Source organism: Candidatus Seribacter sulfatis (genome assembly GCF_964187635.1).
GTDB lineage: Bacteria > Verrucomicrobiota > Verrucomicrobiia > Opitutales > Seribacteraceae > Seribacter > Seribacter sulfatis.
This window is the reverse complement of the sequence record NZ_CAXLMO010000003.1, coordinates 1-18,002: the sequence shown is the minus strand read 5'-3', so window position 1 is coordinate 18,002 and position 18,002 is coordinate 1. Positions and strand designations below refer to the sequence as shown.

Genomic DNA, 18,002 nt, shown 5'->3' with positions numbered 1-18,002 from the left:
ACCAATCCTTACCCTGTGAGCATTGGAAAAAGTTGTCACGAAAAAAACGTGCCAAACGCACACACAAGACATTGACTGAATTGAAACAAATTTTGATTCATTTACAAAATGGAAATTTCATATTGAAGAATGGTTAAACTAATCGACAATTGGAAAGAGATACTTTTTTTATAACAGACACACATTTTAAAAAAATTAAATGATTAAGATATTTGAAATCACTGAAGCTGACGATGCGACATTAGATGCCGTGAATCGTCTTTTACCTCAACTTTCCAAGTCCGCAAAGATAATTAATGGGAGCACTCTGCAAAAGCTTACCAATTCGGAGTGTACTCGGCTTTATGTAGCAAAAGAAGGCGATACTATTTTTGGAATGCTTAGCCTAGTTGTTTTTTCTATCCCTACCGGGACAAAAGCATGGATTGAAGATGTGGTTGTAGATGAAAGGGCACGGGGTAAGGGAGTCGGGAAAGAATTGATGAACCATGCCTTGAATGTAGCAAAAGAACTGGGTGCAAAAAGTGCTGATTTAACTTCCCGTCCTAGCCGAGAAGTTGCTAACAAATTATACCAAGCAATTGGATTTGAGGGACGGGAAACAAATGTTTACCGGTACAAAACTTCCTAATTGCAATATTCTTTACAAAACTAATATTTTTTGAGGTCGCCTTTAAGTATTTTATTAAACAATCAACTTTATTAACAGTAGCATATTTTTTTATCCCCCCCAAAACCTAATACAATATGAGTTCAGAATTTTTATTTTCTTTCCTGATGTTCTTTCAAGTGCAGATCGATTCGATACGACAAAGTGGATTTTACCAATTGATCGAGGAAAAATACCCTCAGATTACCGAAGAAATCAATGAAATCCAATCGGATAAAGAAGTACAGGAAGTCCTCAAGCTGACTGGACTCAAAATTGATGATTTAGAGAGTTTCAGAGTCACTGTGGAGGGATTAGAGGGCATATCAAAGATGAAAGAATTAGGGCGTTCTCCCAAGATTGGTTCTGAATTAGATATTTTGTTTCAAGCAAAAGTTAAGGGGGAAATTAATCAGGATAAACTTTTTGCATTCATGCTTGGAGAGTTAGAGAATGAAGATGGCAAGGAAGCTCGCGATCGGGTGGAGAAAACGAAGCGGACTAATGGAAATACCACATACATGACTATTCCTGTTGAAGTTATGGATGAAGAAGCGAGTTCATCTGATCTGTTATTAGCGATAAGAAAAGAAAAGAATTATTCGGAATTGATGGTGGGCATTCCCGATAATGTTAATCGAGCACTCGTGGGAAAGTTCGGTCATGAATCGCTTGTCAGTTTGGATGCAATGTCTGACAAACGACAGGTCACATTTGCGGTCAATGTTGATCCTGCCTTATGGGAGAGACCAGAATTTGCGGCTAATCAACAAAATCCTTTGTTTGCCGGTCTCGCCAATTCTGTAAAAGGAATTAGGGAATTGGGATTCTCAATCAGCTTTTTGGAGAAATCTTTGGGGTTGGAAATTTGTGTAAGTTGCAAGGATACTCAATCCGCACTTGGACTTTGGACAGTTGCACAAGGAGGATTGGGAATGGCTCAGTTGGCAATGGCCAAGCAGGGAGGGCAGGCACCTCCCATTTTAAACCGAGTCAAGACGCAAGCGGTTGATAAAAATGTTTTCGTTCGGGTGGAGGTATTACCGAGTGACCTTGATCAGTTTGCAGAACAGATTCTCCCCCCTTCATCTGATTCTCCCCTCGAACAAGCGAAGAGTGATGGTCCAAAGCAATTAATTGGAGAATCCGCACCCCCATTTGAAGCCTCTTTACTGGACGGAACAAAATTTCGTCTTTCAGATCATCAGGGTAAAGTGGTTGTGCTCGATTTTTGGGCAACTTGGTGTGGTCCTTGTGTTCGGGGATTGCCGATATTGCAAAAAGTAACCTCTTCTTTTGATTCAAGTAAAGTTCGCTTTGTCGCTATGAATCAGGGAGAAAATAAGAAAACCATAAACCAATTTATCAAGTCCAAAAAATTGAATCAACTTACGGTTGCATTAGATAAATCAAATACCGTGGGCAAATCATACATGGTGGGGGGAATTCCTCAAACTGTGGTAATTGACCAAAAGGGATTGGTACGATTTGTCCATGTTGGATTCGGTGCCAATACGGGTGAGCAATTAAGAAAAGAAATTAAAGAACTTTTATCTAAAGAATAACCTGATGACTTATGTCGTTGGTATTCAATGCCTTAGTTTTATTTATGAAATAAAGTAACTTTTTTTGTCTAAATTGTCATAGAACATCCTATTAGGTATTGCGTTCGATTCACTAGACGCATCGCAATAACCCTATTCTTAACGCCTAAAAGGAGATTAAATACTATGATGAAAGTCAACGACTTCCTAAGATATGACATCAAGCTCAAAATTGATTACGACGATTACTTCCGCCTGATTTACGATACAAAATATTTGATCGAGGCTCGCCTAGGACCGAATCGAACTTTTATTGCGACAAAAGCCGTTTACGGTAACAGTAGAAAGAAAGCGGTTCAGCAAGCGGTGCAATGGTTCTGGAAAGATTTCAAGGGGATTTTAGGCTCTGCGTACAAAATAATGACAATTACTGATCCCTACGATGAAGTGGGTTATGATGAAAATTTTGCTTGTAATGACTTGGGTAATAAATACCTCGATGAATCAACTCTTTCCCGATTAATTGAAGATTCTAACGGTGACCTTGCCCGAGATGAAAGTGAAGGAAGTGAAAAACACCCCCCGAACAGTGTGAAGAGAACAAGACGGAGGAGAAAGCAAAATGTTCAGTTAACTTCTCGACTTTCGCAATCGCCAGGAGGCACAATTTATTACAAGATGATAGACATTGCTGATAAAGTTAAAAACGCTCGTCCTAAAGTTAAAATGGTTAAATTATCCTCTAAAAGTCTCGAAAAAGCAGTTCGTGAAGTGGAGCGCAGGGGATTGGATAAATTTGAAAAATTTGACTCTAAAACAAAGTCTTTACGAGTTTCCAAAGGAAAGGTGAAGCAAGCAGCTTAATTCTCTACGATGAGCAATAATGTGCAGGACCGCTCATCTGAGTTGGTACAATTAATGATGAAGTATCAGCGTCGAATATTTGCATATATTCATACTCTGGTACCCTCTAGAAGCGATGCAGAAGATATATTGCAGGAAGCAAGCCTTACTATTTGCGAGAAATTCTCTGGTTTTGAAACGGGAACGAATTTTTATTCCTGGGCTTGCCAGATTGCCTATTGGAAAGTTCGTGCAGCTCGAAAAAAATTTGCGACATCTAAAGTTGTTTTTAATCAAGAAGTATTGGATGTAATTTCAGAAACCAGATTTGAATTGGAAGAAGAATTAGATACCCGACATGGTGCATTATCTCGCTGTTTAAAAAAGTTGAATGATCGGGATCGTAGGATGGTGCTTACTCGTTATGAATCAGGTAAAAATGTGACTGCTGCGGCACAGGCATCTGGACGTACAATACAGGGAGCGTACAAGGCACTTAATCGTATCCGTAAAACACTGTTTGATTGTGTCTCATTCGAGATATCTACAGAAAGAGCATGACAAGTTTAAGCGATAAGGAAATATTGGAATTGCACGACCTTCTTGATGCACTAGTCGAGAATAATTTGCCCAAGCATAAACTTGTTCGATTAGAAAACTGGATTTCTGATAATGAGGAGGTACGGCAGTATTACATTGAATTCATGGATATGTCCTCCAGTTTGCGGCATTATGCAGAGGAGTTAATAAGTGACGATACTGAAGACACCGTCGAAGAGTCTCCCGCCAATATTGTTTCTTTTTGGAAGCCTCTTTTTGCAATTGCTGCCTTGGTTGTTTTTGGAATCTTTTTTAATCAGGAAATACAAAACTTTTCCTTTTCTACTGACGCCCCTAAGTTGGTAAACAGCAAGGGAGATGACCCTGCTGCACCCTTAGAAAGAGCACCGGTAATTGTTGATACTGTTGCTGTATTAACTAAATCGGTTGGAGTTAGATGGGAAGACCCGACCCAATTTCGTGCTGACTTGGGAGATACATTAGAACCGAGTACCCTTAAATTAGCGAATGGATTGGCCCAGGTTGAATTCTTACAGGGGGCTACAGTTGTGTTGGAAGGACCGGTTGAATTTTCTTTAGAAAATCCGAACGAAGGCTCGTTGGCGAGGGGGAAATTACGGGCTATTGTACCACAGGTTGCAACTGGATTTACTGTAGTTGTGCCGAAGGGAAGAGTGATCGATTTGGGAACTGATTTTGGTCTTCACGTACATGCCGGTGGCTCGACAGAATTATTTGTTTATCAAGGTAATGTGATTTACGAAGGCCAGACTGACTCGGGTGAAAACATAACCAGGGAAGTATCCGGAGGAGAATCAATCTTTATCGATCCTTATGGGAATGCAAACTGGGTCGAAATGCCATCGGAGCCATTCATCAGTGCTGCTGATCTTGCCTTTCGCTCGATGGAGGAATCCCAGCGCAGACATTCGGCCTGGGTCGATTTGAGCAATGATATTTCTTCCGACCCGAAGACAGTACTTTACTTTTCTTTCGATAATCATAGCCCATGGTCTCGAATTCTTAGGAATGAAAGCGTTTCTAACTCATCTGTTCAAAATGGAGCAATTGTGGGTTGTAATTGGAGTGAGGGGCGTTGGTCGGGTAAGGGTGCACTTTCTTTTAAGAGAAAAAACGACCGTGTTCGTTTACAACTCCCCAGTCATTTGAAATCGGCCACTTTTTCGGCATGGTTAAAAATTGATTCTCTTGACCAGTCCATTTCCCCAATTATATGCAGTGAACCTAAATCGCTTGGTTCAGTATGTTGGAGTGTCAATGGCGATGGGAAAATTGTCTTGCGCACACGAAACAGTGGCGGAAACACTTTTTATGAATCCGCTGTAGCATTTCGTTCAGACAAGTTAGGACGATGGGCTCATGTTGCCACAACTTACAATGCCGACGCCAAAATGATTACTCATTATGTTAATGGAAGATCATTCAGTCGAGAAAAACTAATTGACCCAGTCATCCTGACCTTCCCCAAGGCAATGCTTGGGCATTCAAGCTCCACAAAGGGTGCGAACGGCGGAGTTGCACTTAATGGCAGTATTGACGAATTTGGTGTTTTTGAGGGAGTATATGACGAAGACCAAATCAGAAGAATCTATGAGGTTGGACGACCTTTCGAGGTGCCCAACGCACTGGGTACGCGAATTCCCTAGATTTGTAATTCTTTAGTCAACACTTGGTTTAATTCCTAATTCCCCACAGGGCTTGAAACTTGCTTCCAAAGTGTTGGGGATGAATGAGCTCCTTTAGTTTTTGGACCTGTTTATTCATGGAATTATCAGTTTTCTCAATTAAGCTTTTGATCTTGTTTTGTGAGTAATGCATGAAAAACGATTCCTGGCTTTCAAGACTTACCTTTTCAAAATTACCTTGTTTTAATAATTTGATTAGTTCATCCCAGCATAAATGACAGGTTAGATCTTGTTCTCCGGGGCGGGAAAATAGATCACAATTCATCTTATGCTTATAGTATGCACGCGCAGTTCCTTCCGGTCTTTCGTACAGAATGCTTTCTTTTGACAATCCATAATCAAAGGTGAGGAAAAGTCCATTCCACGGTTCGGAAACTACTTGTTTAAGCGAGTGATCAGCCCCGGTTGGCCAATCGATTGTATATTCATTTGGGCTAGCATCAGGAAATGGTGGATCTATAATTTCAGGCAAAATAAATTCACTAAGTTCCCCATTCAGTAATTGAACACCAACCTCTCTCCATCTTTTTTCTGCAGAGTAATAACGATATCTTTTGAAGGGTTGAGCGTCTAGCCATTCATTAGAAAATACTATTGCAGGGCTTGGGATTTCTATAGAATCACCCAATCTGTAGGTGATTGAAGATAAAAAAGGATGCTCTATGTTTTTCAATATTGAGCAGTTTGGCTCTGCAGCGATTTCAACAAATGTATAATTCTCAATCTCTTGGCCATGAAGAATATTTTCACAGGCATCAACAATCATCTCTCCCCAAAGAGTTCCAAATGTATTGGAAGTATAAAAATCTGTATTAGTACTTTTTCCCACACGTTCACGAATCTGAGAATAATAACCGAAAGAAGGATCATACAGTACAATGTTAATAAATTCGTCCATGGGTAGGGCGATACGATCTTTAAGTTTTTCTTGCAGGATATCGTAAATGGTAATTTGTTCCTTTGTCATTGGCTTTACATGATTGCTTGGATAAATGAATAGAAGTGAGATTAAAGAAATTTTTTATTTGGGGGATTCCATCATTTGTTCTTTCGTTTTTATTGTGCAAAGTTTGGCTAGACCCTTCGAAACAATCATTTTTCGATTCTGAATATTGGAATGCTTTATTTCGATTTGGAGAGTCTTTACGGATAACCAATGCATTATATGTTGATAAGAATAAGTCCGATTATAGTCAACTTACAGACATTGCAATTTCTGGAATGGTTACCGAATTAGATCGTCACTCTAGTTATTACACACCAAAACAATACACAGCGTTTAAGGATGATACCCACCGGCGATATGTTGGTATTGGGGTAATGATCAGAAAGGTGGAAGAGGGAGTTCTTGTAACCCGTGTCTTTCCTGGTGGTCCAGCTGAAGAATCGGGATTATCTGTTGGGGAATATATTACGAAGGTGGAAGAAGAAGTTTTAGCAGGTTGGGAACTAGCAGAAGTAAGTAAGCGAATCAAGGGAGAGGAGAATACGTCGGTTCGAATAACCGTTCGTTCAAGACTGGGTGAGATGAGGGGAATTACCGTTCTTCGAAAAAAAATTAATATTTCTAGTGTCGAAGGAATGAATGTTGATCAGAATGGAACGGCCTATATCAGATTAGTCCAGTTTACCTCACGATCTGGAGCGGAATTTAAAGAAGCAATTTCAGATTTGAAGGAAAAAGGAATGAAACGGTTAATTCTAGATTTAAGAGATAATTCTGGTGGGCTTTTATCTGCCGCAATCGAAATTACAGAATGTTTTCTTTCGAAAGGGCAGTTAATTGTTTCGATCAAGGGGAGGAAGAAAAATGAGGTGCGTGACTACCATTCAAATACAGAAGAAAATCTCCCTGATATTCCGATGGTAGTGTTAATGAATGAAGGAAGTGCGAGTGCTTCGGAAATTGTTGGTGGTGCCTTATCAGTTTTGGGCCGGGCACCAATTATTGGAGAGCAATCTTTTGGAAAAGGTTCCGTGCAGACTATCTTTCCAATGGAAGATGAATCTGGTTTGCGATTAACCACTGCAATGTATTTTCTACCCGACGGATCTACTATTCACGAGGAAGGGATTGAACCTCAGTTCAAGGTCGACTGTTCTGACGAAAATGAAACCAAACTTAGAATTCAAAGGTATAGTCAGGATATTATGACTCGGGAAACATTCGAAAAACAATTTGGTTTTACTCCTATTGTTGATGTTCAGTTGGGTAAAGCAGAAGAAGTCCTCCTATTAAATGGAGACGAGGGCACTCCTTTAAAACAATGATTTTAGGAATCGAAAGTTCTTGTGATGAATCTGCGTTAGCTTTGTATTCACCTAGCGAGGGTATTCTAGGAGAATGGATTCATAGCCAAATTACACAACATTCCGAGTACGGTGGGGTAGTGCCAGATATTGCAGTTTCAGAGCACTTAAATAATTTTATTCCCCTGTTGTCCTTAGCGAAAGAAAAACACCAACTAGATTCAATTGTTTCGAAAATAGCGGTTACTTGTGGTCCCGGTCTAGTGGGTTGCCTGGGCATTGGAATGAGCGTGGCAAAATCGTTGGGACTTCTTTGGGATGTTCCAGTTGTTGGAGTTAATCACTTAAGGGGGCATGCATTTTCTCCGTTTTTACCTTTAGGTTTAAGCGGGGAGGGTACTCTTGCTCCTTACCTGCCTCATTTGGGATTACTGGTTTCCGGAGGAAATACTATTCTTTTTATACTGAATGAAAATAAGGAGATTTCTATTATTGCAAAAACGGTGGATGATGCTGTGGGTGAAGCACTAGACAAGGGAGCTAAATTATTAGGAATTCCTTATCCAGGGGGTGCTGAACTGGAAAGACAAGCAAGGGGAGGAAATATCAAGGCATACGATTTTCCTCGAGCATTTTCCTCCAAAAATGAGATGAAATTTAGTTTCTCCGGTCTAAAGACAAGTTTGCTTTACACTCTTAAAAAGATGACAGAATCAGAAGTGCATGAACGTTATTCCGATCTTGCTGCTTCCTATCAGACTGCAGCGATTATGCAGTTAGTAAGGAAGGTAGGACATGCATTGGAGTGCGGTAATTTTCGTAGTATTGGGCTTTCTGGAGGGGTAGCCAATAATCAAGTTTTGAGAGACGAGATGAATAAGATGGCGAAAAAGAATGACACCGAACTACTATGTGCTGCACCTCAACATACTGGAGACAACGCGGGGATGATTTGCTTTGCAGCCAATGTCGATTCTACAAATACTTGGCCCAATCAAAATCAAGAATTAAGTTTCAATTCAGCTCTTATGCTTGATGAATTTCCCTGTTCACTTTGATTGTATGACATAAATGGAATTGAGAACACTTGCCTATTCCTTGAAAAAAGCTATTTTGATTATCCATGATTTCAGATCCTGAAAAAAGTAAAAAGCTTTCTAAAAACGAGGGTATTAAGGAAAAAAGTAATTTTTTACGAGGTACTATATTGGACGGTTTGTCAGATACTTCCACCGGTTCCATTTCTGCGGATGATGCACAACTGACCAAGTTCCACGGAACCTATCTACAGGATAACCGTGACGAGAGGGCGGCTTTGCTTAAGGAAAAGAAAGAAAAGGCGTTTTCTTTTATGATAAGAGTCCGAGTACCCGGAGGAGTTTGTACGCCCAAGCAATGGCTCGGAATTGATGAGTTGTGTAACAAGTTTGGTGATCAATCGCTCAAGATTACGACCAGGCAGGCTTTTCAGTTATACGGAGTGGTGAAGAAAAACCTCAAGCAAACAATGAAGGAGATTAATGACACCCTCCTTGACACATTGGCAGCCTGTGGTGATGTGAATCGGAATGTGATGTCACCCTCCAACCCTTTTGAGTCCGCACTTCATGGGCAAGCTTTGAATTTAGCTCAGCAAATTCACGATCATTTGACGCCGAGTACTTCTGCGTATGCCGAAATTTGGCTCGACGGAGAAAAAACTGCAGCGATAGGAGAAGAAGTGGAGGAACCTATTTATGGAAAAACATACCTTCCACGAAAGTTTAAAATAGCAGTCGCGTTACCACCTCGAAATGATGTCGATGTTTTTTCTAATTGTTTAGGCTATGTAGGCATCTCAGAGAATAGTAAAATTGTGGGTTACAATGTCTTGGTTGGGGGAGGTTTGGGAATGACTCATGGCAAAACCACCACCTTTCCCCGCTTGGCAGATGTAATTGGATTTTGTACCCCAGAACAAGCAGTTCAAGTCGCGGAAGAGGTGGTTAAAATCCAAAGGGATTTTGGGGACCGATCGGATCGAAGGCACGCCCGTTTAAAATATACTATCGAAGATCGTGGCGTTGAATGGTTTAAGGAAGAACTCAACCAAAGACTGGGATGGGATTTACAACCTGCTCGAGACTTTTTATTTGAATCTACCACCGATCGTTACGGATGGAATCAGGATGCTGATGGTTCATGGACTTATGGATTATTTTTTGAGGGAGGTCGACTACGAGACAAACCCAAGTTAGCGATTCGTGAAATTGCATCTTCCATTCCCTGTGAGTTTAGACTCACTGCCAATCAAAATCTTGTGATTGCCCGTGTTGGAAACGAGGAGAAGGGTAAGATCGATGAAATTTTAGCAAAACATGGTGTTCTTTTACCATCTGATTTAAGCGGTTTAAGGCTCAATTCGATTGCCTGTACTGCACTTCCAACCTGTAGCTTGGCATTGGCAGAAAGCGAGCGATATCTCCCCCAATTGATTGATGAATTGGATGCGATAATTGACGGTCTTGGTCTTCGGGATGAATCAATTGCCATTCGTTCAACTGGTTGTCCCAATGGGTGCGGCCGTCCTTATCTTGGCGAGATCGGACTGGTTGGTAAAGCACCTGGTAAGTACAATCTTTACTTAGGAGCCGGGTTGGATGGCACTCGTTTAAATAAGTTGTATAAGCCTGCGATTACACATGAAGAAATTGTCGCTGAACTGAGACCATTACTGGAGGACTATGCCGAGAATCGAGTAGAGGGTGAACGGTTTGGGAATTTCTGTATTCGTAAAAGTTATGTGAAAGAAACTGACCAAGGGGCCGACTTTCACGAGTAATACTTTTTTTGCACTTAATCTTATTTTCGTATGGGCAGAAGGTTTTCCAAGACATTAGGTAGGAAGACACACGGTAATCCACAGGCGAATATTTCCACTTTAAATGAGGAGGAAGCACTCGAGTTGTTGGATAATTTAAATGACGATCCATTCATACTTATTTTGGATCAAGTGCAAGATCCTAGGAACTTGGGTGCATGTTTGCGTTCAGCAGATGGTGCGGGAATTAATCTCGTTGTAATTCCAAGTGACCGATCGGCTGGATTAACTGATGTGGTTCGACATGTAGCATCGGGTGCAGCTGAGGCTCTTCCTCTTGCTCGAGTACGAAACTTGGCCCGCTTTATGAAGGAGCTTAATCAACGAGCGATCAAAATGGTGGGTACAAGTGACCAGGCGAAAATAACAATATTTGAGTCCAATCTAAAAGGCCCACTCGCATTAGTGGTGGGTGCAGAGGGGACGGGTATTCGACGGTTAACGGCAGATAACTGCGATGTTTTAATTAACATTCCAATGGGAGGCACAGTGGAATGCCTCAATGTTTCTGTTGCAACCGGAGTTTGTTTATTTGAGGCGTTTCGTCAGAGAAGAAGTTAGTTCCCCTAAAAAACCTAAATATTGGAGGTCTTTAATGCCCCTTCGGTACTTCCTTTTTTCTCTCCAGTTTTAATAAAAAGCCAAGAGAAAACAGCGGAAAAAAGTACGGTGCTAACTAGTGAGTTGCGCAGGAAAAGGTATGCAGGAGCATATCCAGGTTCACCAAAGAATTGAGCCTGCCAAAAACCGGCGACTGTTTTTGCATAGGCTGGATTAATCAGCCATGCAAACCCACAGGTTAAACCATGAAAAAGTAATGCACTTGAGATTGCACCCGCAAAAAGCGGTAGTACCCGTGGTGATTTTCGAATTGATTTACCCAAGGCAAAAATTCCTATGTAGGCAATGATTGTAACCAGGGTAAATGTTTCAAAAAGATTCGCTCCGTAAAATGGATTTAATAGCAAATCAGAAATAAAAACCGCAGTGATTGGACCCAACCAAGACCAAAACCCTTTTAAAAACGCTCCCGAAATAAAAAAAAGAGCTATTACTGGAGTAAAGTTAAACAACTCGGGATGGGACAAGGGTAAATATCGAGACCATCCCACTGCAATAATCAGAATGACAAGCCATAATTGAGGTGACTTTAATAAGGTAGAATCTGACTGTAAATGTTTTGTCATTTAAATACACTACACGATTTATTTTTGGGGTTCAACTCTTGCTTCCTCTTTCTTTTATTTCCAAAACATCAATTAATCGATCGATAAAAGAGCATTGTTCGGGGCATAATTTTGTCTTTGCTTCCCTTTCTGTCATCATAACAGCTTGATCAATTTCCGGGAAAGTCCAGTTTTTCCCACTCCCTTTGGGGAATTCTAGGGTAATTTTATTACATTTTGGAATGGTTCCTTTAATCCATTTACCTGAGAATCCCCATGCATAAACTCGCTTGCCATTTTTTTGAAGAATGGAACCCAGGTCGAGGTATGGTCCACGAGGAATTAAACCGGTTTCCTCTTCAAATTCTCGTATTGCTGCATCAAAAACTTCTTCTCCTTTATTGGGTTCTCCTTTTGGAATACTCCACCATCCATCATCTCGATTCTTGAATAATGGACCACCAGGATGAGCGATTAAAAATTGTGTCGTTTGGTTCTCTTTTTCATATAAGACCAGTCCGCCGCTTATCTTGTTAGGCATGGTCATTAGATTCTTTCAATATTGAGGCTTTTTTCCATTACTACTAAATCTCTCCAATGCGGGCCGACTCTCCGATATTTCTCCTTCAGTGCGATTTCATTGAAACCAAGTGAGCGATAACAATTTCGTGCCGGTTTGTTATGGCCAAAAGTATTTAAAGTAATTCTCATGAATTTTTTTTGAGCCACGCACCAGTCAACTATTTTGTGAACGAACTTTCTTCCTATCCCCCTTCTTCGGATTGTTGGATTTACTATTACTCGGCAAAGAACTGCCTTATTATCAACGGAGTGGACAATTTCTCCGTAGCAGTTAAGCAATCCATTTTCATCAATAAATGCAAAGGAATGTAAATCTTTTCTTTGTAAATGAATTGAAAAAACTTCTGTATTCAAGCCTTCTTGAAAAGTATTTCCAGACCAAAATTGTTGATCCTCTTCGCTCTGAATCCATGATAGCAAATCATGGGTCCTACTGGGAGGGAAATTAATTAGTTTCAAAGAGGGAATTAAGTTCGTAATTGAAGGAGGTTAGGGTATCCGTAAATCTTTACTCCTTGCCTTCATTAGTTCTGCAGGTTGTGGCTTTAAACGGGAGACTGTATTTCGGTTCGGGGGATAGGCTCCTTTTGTTTTCCCAAGGATTGCCCGAGCTTTTTCGTCCCATTTATTGGCTTTTTCAAATTCCCCCTCATTGAGGTGAATTATAGACATCGCAGCATAGGTAGCTCCCACATCGGTATGGTTCTCTCCCCATCGATCGATCCTTATTTTCAGTGCGTCTTGAAGTTGTTCTAAAGCTTCTTCATGTTTTTCCTGTCCCTCCAATGCCAATGCCAATCCTTCTTTGCAGTCCGCCAAGTCAGTATGACTTGCACCGACATGAGGAAGTTTCTTTTGTAATAATTCCCGAAAACTTCTTTCTGCTTTCTTGAAATTATTATTCGATTCTTCTATAAACGCCTGATTCGTTTGAACGGTTAAAATATCGGGATGTTTCGCTCCTATTGCAGGTAATAAGACATTGATCGCTTTTTGGTAGGCTTCACCCGCCTGTTCATTCTCACCCAGGAAATAAAGTGCGACTCCCAAGTTATTCCATGTTACCCCGACATCCCGGTGCCTGTTTCCTTGGTAGGGTAGTCGGCCCTTCACCACCTGCTGGTACAACTTGGCCGCATCTTCATAATTACAACTTTTACTGAGGTTATCTGCTTCGCGATGAAACTGTGCCCAGTCGCCAAGTGTTTTCCTTTCCGCATGTGAGTGGAAAGAGGTGAAAGTGAGGACTAGAGTGAGTGTAAGTATTTTCATGATCCAATGATTGGTAATTAGGAAGGGCGTAAATCAACTGTTGTGCAAGTAAGAATACATATAAGAAGAAATTCTTTTGCCATTCTTTGAAGATTCTTTTTCATTGAGTTTTATCAAATACAAATTGTAGGAGAAAAATCTTATGTGCAAAAATAATAAAGTGTTAATGGGAATTATTGTGATGTTATCTGCTTCGTTCTTCATGGGGGCGTTAATCAACAAGTCAGAAGCCTCATTGAGTGTGATTAAAGCTGGCGTTGATGATAAGGGGAATCCTCTTTGCGTGAATAAGAGCCAAGTTTATTTGTTCAAGAAAGAGCAGACAGGTAATAAGATAGTGTTCTACTATCATGACGCCAAAAGTGCTGAGGCATCTGTTACCAAGTCCTTTCCGGATTCTGAAAGCTTGGACAGTTATTGGGAAGAACTGCTTCGTAAATGGTAAATATTTCCTAATTAATTAGACTCAGTCTTACCCCGTTTTCTGTGCATTGAAACGAGGGACAATAGGACACAAGTCCGCTAATAGTAAGTTTTATTTCCGCATTTGCACAATTCCACTTCTTGGAATTATACCTTCCTCAATAGTGTTTACAGGCTGATTTTGACCTCGCCCCCATTGCTTAAATTCATTTCTGATCGGAAAGGCACTTAGTATCTTTCATTGGGCATTACAATGCGTAAGAGAATAAAAGTGGAACTAGCAGTCGAAATTCAATCTATTTATTCAGTAGTACCAGTGAATGGGGGAATGAATAGTGCGAAAATGTAAACCGGTAATTTTGATCGTTCATTACCTGTAGGGAGATGAAAAGAAGATAGATTCTGCCTTGCTGCTCTAGCACTCGGTAGTTCCTCTCTTTTTTTGTCTAGTCTTTGATACGGATTCCTCCCTTTTCATCCATTGGTAAAACTTCACATATAGTAGAGCGTTCAGGACCCACCAAGAACCTTTTTACTTCGCCGGTGGAATCAATCTTTCGTGGAAGGCCATTCCTCGCTGTAACTGAAACACATTCGAGTAAGTCTTTTCCATTATATCCTTTTTCATTTGAATCAGTATATAATTCATCGGGGTGTACAAAACAGATTATTTTGCCATATCGGACATGTCCATTTCTTGAATGTTTAATGATGTCCCCAATTTGAAATGTTCGTTTTTTCAGATACTTCCATTCATTTAACCTTTTGCATCTGTCTTCTGGAAGTCGAAAGAATTTCAACTCTAAGTTTCCCTTTCTCAATGGCGACAAGTCATGGGAGTTGAGTTGTACGAGTTCGAGTTTTCTAGTTTTCCCCTCCTGGACAAATATAACCTCCCCGATTCGTTTCTTTTTTCTATTTGGAATTCGTTCTATAATCTTTTCACCAATCTCAAGGGGAGTATCTTTTTTTTTATTCATGTTTTTTTAGTCAGGCCTCGGGTTTACTTACATAGATACACTAACAACTAATTTACCTCTTTGCGAATAATAAAATACAAACTTTCAATCATTGGGGATAGAACAGGATGGATTTTCTAAAGATTGACAATTGGGTGCTATACTTTTCCATTGGAGATATGAATCGATTGAAAGAAAAGATTAGATTCTACCTAATTCCCTCCCTCCTGTTTGTCGGGTTTTTGCATCAATCAAATGCGGTAGATTTTAATAACACACAAGTACAGAAAGAAATTTTTGATAAGGCCCTCAGTTGGGGTAATTTACAAGTTCGAAACGGAATTTTATACGCACCAAATGCGGAGCAATCCCTCAATGGTTTTATCAAAAAACTATATGAAAATACACAGGTTGAAATCTTACTTCGTTTATCCGAAGGGCAGATCAATCAAGTAAGTAGGTGGAAAGAAAATGGTATGCCATTGTATTCTGTCGAAGTCCTCCCCACCAGTATTTCGCATGAATCCATTCCCGAAAGTAGCGAACAACTCGATGTTCGAACATTTCACGGAATCACCCGTTTTTGGTACCCCACAGGCCAAAGCATGCTAGAGGCGAAATACTCTTATGGGAAGAAGGATGGAATCGCACGTTCCTGGTATGAAAATGGTAATCTTAAAGTGGAAGAAAATTATAAAGCCGGACTGAAGGATGGAAATGCAAGATCGTGGTTTGAAAACGGGAAAAAATGGATGACTTATACCCATTGGAATGACAAGCGGGATGGCCCCCTTATTTGGTGGTTTGAAAATGGTCAAAAGCGCCAGGAAGGAAATTACAAAGGAGGTCAGAGGTTTGGAGAATGGACATATTACAAGGAGGATGGCTCAATTCTTTACCGAAAAACATTCAGGGATGGAAAATCAATTTCCACGAAATACGGAGAAGACGATTCCGAGGAATAGCACCTTCCAGTATTGTTTACCAAGGGAGAATATTCATCCTGTAAAGCAGGCAACCTATCCAAAAAACTCCAAGAAAGTAGGCAATGCACCAACCCTTGCTCAGAGGGAATATTTTTTGAAGTTTTGGGAAATTCTCATGATACCAATCTAAAAAGAAGAGCGTGACGATACACGCTCCGATGCAATCAATGAGTATTGCATACCAAAGTAGCGCTTCTAGGTTAAAATACATAATAGTATGAAATACTTAAATTTTTTTCATAAAACAAATGTCTTTCAATAAAAACAATTATCGTAGTCACGATTATAAATTTTTAGTTCGACGGTGGCGTACTGTATGCCGTATCGCAGGTCTTAAGATAAAAAAAGTGGCCGAGATTGACGGTTTTCCCTGCTTCGAAATTACTTCTCGAGTTATTAAAGAACAAAACGTTCTCTATCTGTCTGCAGGAATTCATGGTGACGAAAGTGGATCTACCGAGGGATTACTCGCGTGGGCAGAATCAAATGTGGATCGATTGAGTTCACTACCTCTTTTAATTTACCCATGCCTTAACCCTTGGGGGTTAATCAATAATTCACGTTGGGATGCCAAAGGTATCGACTTAAACCGCATTTGGAAGAATCCTCGCAATCCCTTCATTGAATATATCATGTCGCGGACAAAGAAGATAAACTTACAACTGGTAATAACTTTACATGAAGATTTTGACGGCCAAGGAGTTTATCTCTACGAGCCGAGTCGAAATGGAATATCTGATGGAAGAGCGGATGCAATTATTAGTGCAGCTTCCCCTTTTATTGGGGCAGATCCAAGACGAAAGATTGATGGCAGAAAAGCAAAGAATGGAATTATTCGCCCTCGCCCCACCAATCCACCCAAAGACGGAATTCCGGAAGCACTCTATTTTTATCTTACCCATAAATGCCGTACATTTACCTTTGAAACAGCATCTGAATTAGACCTTTCGCTTCGTGTTCAAGCACAGTCTGCCATGATTGAACATGTGCTTTTCTCGGATTTGAAATAGGACATAAGCAAACCGTTTCGAAAGGAGTCCTGATTCCCAATCATTGAGCGATGGAGAGTGAAGCTCACAGCATCAAAATTGATGTCTATAAGCTTTGGGTTTAAACTACGAATCATATTCAAGGAGAAGCAAGAGCATGGGAAGTCACTGAAAATGGAAATTTAATCGTAAGATTCAAATCTGCTAATCCGATCTATGCTACTGGATATTTCATCAGGATAAAAGGAGGTTGTTATGGTGGAAATTTTTATCCAGGAATGAACCTCCGCACCCGCCTCTCCCGCTCGAATGGCTACCGTCAGCTGGGCATGTTTGATGAGTCGATACTCATCTTGGAGGATATAAAATTAGTTAAATCTTATAATGGGAATGAAGCTAATTGTTAGGATATAATTGGATGATGAAATTCAATCTTTATTTAATTATAATATCATCTTTCCTTTTTCTAGGTTGCTCTAAGAGTGAAAAAACGGAAAAGGCGAATGTGAGGTCAATATTCGTGGGAAATGGATTGGTGATAGGAAATATATAAATGAATACTTTGGATTTGTTACTGAAGTACCAGTTGAATGGCATTTGAAGATAGATTATAAAGTAATTTAGTTCGATAAAACTTATTATTTTATTGATCATATATTTTAATGCAACTATAATTAAGTCATGAAGATTAAGCTATATTTGCTTACAGTCCTGATTCAATTATTGGGGGCTGTAGGATACGCGACCGTTCCCAAGCTCATTAATTACCAAGGCAGATTAACCGACTCGAACGGCCAACCGACGGATGCGAATGTAACCATAACACTCAGGATTTACGATGCGGAGACGACGGGCCAGTTGACCTATTCCGAAAATGTCGGAACTGTAGAGGTAAAGAACGGAACCTACTCGTTTCAATTCGGGAGTTCCGGATCCTCGACTCGAAATGCCACAGAAACCTTCGGGCCTACGGATGGTGTGGCTCAAGTCTTCAACCATACGGCATCCAATACGCCGATGCTGACCGGCAGTGCTTCCATAAGCGATGGAAATGCAACTTGGACGGAGGGTGCTTCCAACGCCACGCTAACCGGAAATATAACCCACTCGAGCGGTGTAGTTTCCGCCGTCTACCTGAGCGGGGTGCCGGCTTCTGGGAAGACCTTGAAGCTGAGGTATGATTACAATGCTACGAGCATTGCCGGGGCTTTG

The 18,002-nt window shown here is 40.5% G+C and carries 18 protein-coding genes and 1 pseudogene; 13 read left to right on the top strand and 6 right to left on the bottom strand.

Going from position 1 to position 18,002, the window contains the following annotated elements:
* Window positions 1–199 precede the first annotated feature (199 nt).
* From ACKPQ5_RS00480 to ACKPQ5_RS00460, 5 genes are all read left to right on the top strand, one after another.
* Window positions 200–631, top strand: a complete 432-nt coding sequence (locus ACKPQ5_RS00480; RefSeq protein ID WP_407677122.1) for a GNAT family N-acetyltransferase — start codon at window positions 200–202, stop codon at window positions 629–631.
* A gap of 116 nt (window positions 632–747) precedes the next feature.
* Window positions 748–2,214: a TlpA family protein disulfide reductase gene (locus tag ACKPQ5_RS00475; protein WP_407677121.1), complete on the top strand. Its 1,467-nt coding sequence runs from the start codon at window positions 748–750 to the stop codon at window positions 2,212–2,214.
* 165 nt (window positions 2,215–2,379) lie between these two features.
* On the top strand, window positions 2,380–3,057 hold the full coding sequence (locus tag ACKPQ5_RS00470; protein WP_407677120.1) for a hypothetical protein: 678 nt from the start codon (window positions 2,380–2,382) through the stop codon (window positions 3,055–3,057).
* 9 nt (window positions 3,058–3,066) lie between these two features.
* On the top strand, window positions 3,067–3,597 hold the full coding sequence (locus tag ACKPQ5_RS00465) for a sigma-70 family RNA polymerase sigma factor (RefSeq protein ID WP_407677119.1): 531 nt from the start codon (window positions 3,067–3,069) through the stop codon (window positions 3,595–3,597).
* Window positions 3,594–5,264 (top strand): LamG-like jellyroll fold domain-containing protein, encoded by a 1,671-nt coding sequence (locus tag ACKPQ5_RS00460; RefSeq protein ID WP_407677118.1) that lies wholly within the window; start codon window positions 3,594–3,596, stop codon window positions 5,262–5,264. Before ACKPQ5_RS00465 ends, ACKPQ5_RS00460 begins: the two co-directional genes overlap by 4 nt.
* 28 nt (window positions 5,265–5,292) lie before the next feature.
* On the opposite strand, the gene ACKPQ5_RS00455 is transcribed toward ACKPQ5_RS00460, so the two are convergent.
* Window positions 5,293–6,270 (bottom strand): SAM-dependent methyltransferase, encoded by a 978-nt coding sequence (locus tag ACKPQ5_RS00455; RefSeq protein WP_407677117.1) that lies wholly within the window; start codon window positions 6,268–6,270, stop codon window positions 5,293–5,295.
* A 35-nt stretch (window positions 6,271–6,305) separates the two neighbouring features.
* Between ACKPQ5_RS00455 and ACKPQ5_RS00450 the strand changes: the two genes are divergently transcribed.
* From ACKPQ5_RS00450 to rlmB, 4 genes are all read left to right on the top strand, one after another.
* Window positions 6,306–7,574, top strand: a complete 1,269-nt coding sequence (locus tag ACKPQ5_RS00450; protein ID WP_407677116.1) for a S41 family peptidase — start codon at window positions 6,306–6,308, stop codon at window positions 7,572–7,574.
* Window positions 7,571–8,611, top strand: coding sequence for a tRNA (adenosine(37)-N6)-threonylcarbamoyltransferase complex transferase subunit TsaD (gene tsaD, locus ACKPQ5_RS00445; protein ID WP_407677115.1), 1,041 nt, complete (start codon window positions 7,571–7,573; stop codon window positions 8,609–8,611). The genes ACKPQ5_RS00450 and tsaD overlap by 4 nt, the downstream gene beginning before the upstream one ends.
* Before the next feature lie 65 nt (window positions 8,612–8,676).
* Entirely contained in the window at window positions 8,677–10,374 is a 1,698-nt protein-coding gene (locus ACKPQ5_RS00440) for an NADPH-dependent assimilatory sulfite reductase hemoprotein subunit (protein WP_407677114.1), read from the top strand.
* Window positions 10,375–10,404: 30 nt separating this feature from the next.
* Window positions 10,405–10,974 carry a 23S rRNA (guanosine(2251)-2'-O)-methyltransferase RlmB gene (gene rlmB, locus ACKPQ5_RS00435; RefSeq protein ID WP_407677113.1) on the top strand — a complete coding sequence of 190 codons (570 nt, stop codon included), beginning with the start codon at window positions 10,405–10,407 and terminating at the stop codon, window positions 10,972–10,974.
* Window positions 10,975–10,988: 14 nt separating this feature from the next.
* Here rlmB and ACKPQ5_RS00430 read toward each other — a convergent pair whose 3' ends face one another.
* Genes ACKPQ5_RS00430 through ACKPQ5_RS00415 form a run of 4 tightly spaced genes read right to left on the bottom strand, consistent with a single transcriptional unit; the run spans window position 10,989 to window position 13,433 of the window.
* Window positions 10,989–11,600, bottom strand: coding sequence for a DUF6580 family putative transport protein (locus ACKPQ5_RS00430; protein ID WP_407677112.1), 612 nt, complete (start codon window positions 11,598–11,600; stop codon window positions 10,989–10,991).
* Window positions 11,601–11,631: 31 nt separating this feature from the next.
* A complete protein-coding gene (locus ACKPQ5_RS00425; RefSeq protein WP_407677111.1) occupies window positions 11,632–12,120 on the bottom strand; it encodes an NUDIX domain-containing protein in 489 nt (162 codons plus the stop codon).
* 5 nt (window positions 12,121–12,125) lie between these two features.
* Window positions 12,126–12,620, bottom strand: coding sequence for a GNAT family N-acetyltransferase (locus tag ACKPQ5_RS00420; protein WP_407677110.1), 495 nt, complete (start codon window positions 12,618–12,620; stop codon window positions 12,126–12,128).
* 30 nt (window positions 12,621–12,650) lie between these two features.
* A complete protein-coding gene (locus tag ACKPQ5_RS00415; RefSeq protein WP_407677109.1) occupies window positions 12,651–13,433 on the bottom strand; it encodes a tetratricopeptide repeat protein in 783 nt (260 codons plus the stop codon).
* Window positions 13,434–13,635: 202 nt separating this feature from the next.
* Between ACKPQ5_RS00415 and ACKPQ5_RS00410 the strand changes: the two genes are divergently transcribed.
* Window positions 13,636–13,878: a hypothetical protein gene (locus ACKPQ5_RS00410; protein WP_407677108.1), complete on the top strand. Its 243-nt coding sequence runs from the start codon at window positions 13,636–13,638 to the stop codon at window positions 13,876–13,878.
* A 424-nt stretch (window positions 13,879–14,302) separates the two neighbouring features.
* On the opposite strand, the gene ACKPQ5_RS00405 is transcribed toward ACKPQ5_RS00410, so the two are convergent.
* Complete coding sequence (locus tag ACKPQ5_RS00405) at window positions 14,303–14,836, bottom strand: hypothetical protein (RefSeq protein WP_407677107.1); 534 nt, start codon at window positions 14,834–14,836, stop codon at window positions 14,303–14,305.
* 158 nt (window positions 14,837–14,994) lie between these two features.
* Between ACKPQ5_RS00405 and ACKPQ5_RS00400 the strand changes: the two genes are divergently transcribed.
* From ACKPQ5_RS00400 to ACKPQ5_RS00390, 3 genes and pseudogenes are all read left to right on the top strand, one after another.
* On the top strand, window positions 14,995–15,780 hold the full coding sequence (locus ACKPQ5_RS00400; protein WP_407677106.1) for a toxin-antitoxin system YwqK family antitoxin: 786 nt from the start codon (window positions 14,995–14,997) through the stop codon (window positions 15,778–15,780).
* A 269-nt stretch (window positions 15,781–16,049) separates the two neighbouring features.
* Entirely contained in the window at window positions 16,050–16,811 is a 762-nt protein-coding gene (locus ACKPQ5_RS00395) for a M14 family metallopeptidase (RefSeq protein ID WP_407677105.1), read from the top strand.
* Between the two features lie 660 nt (window positions 16,812–17,471).
* Window positions 17,472–18,002, top strand: a pseudogene (locus ACKPQ5_RS00390) (hypothetical protein); the annotation flags it as partial.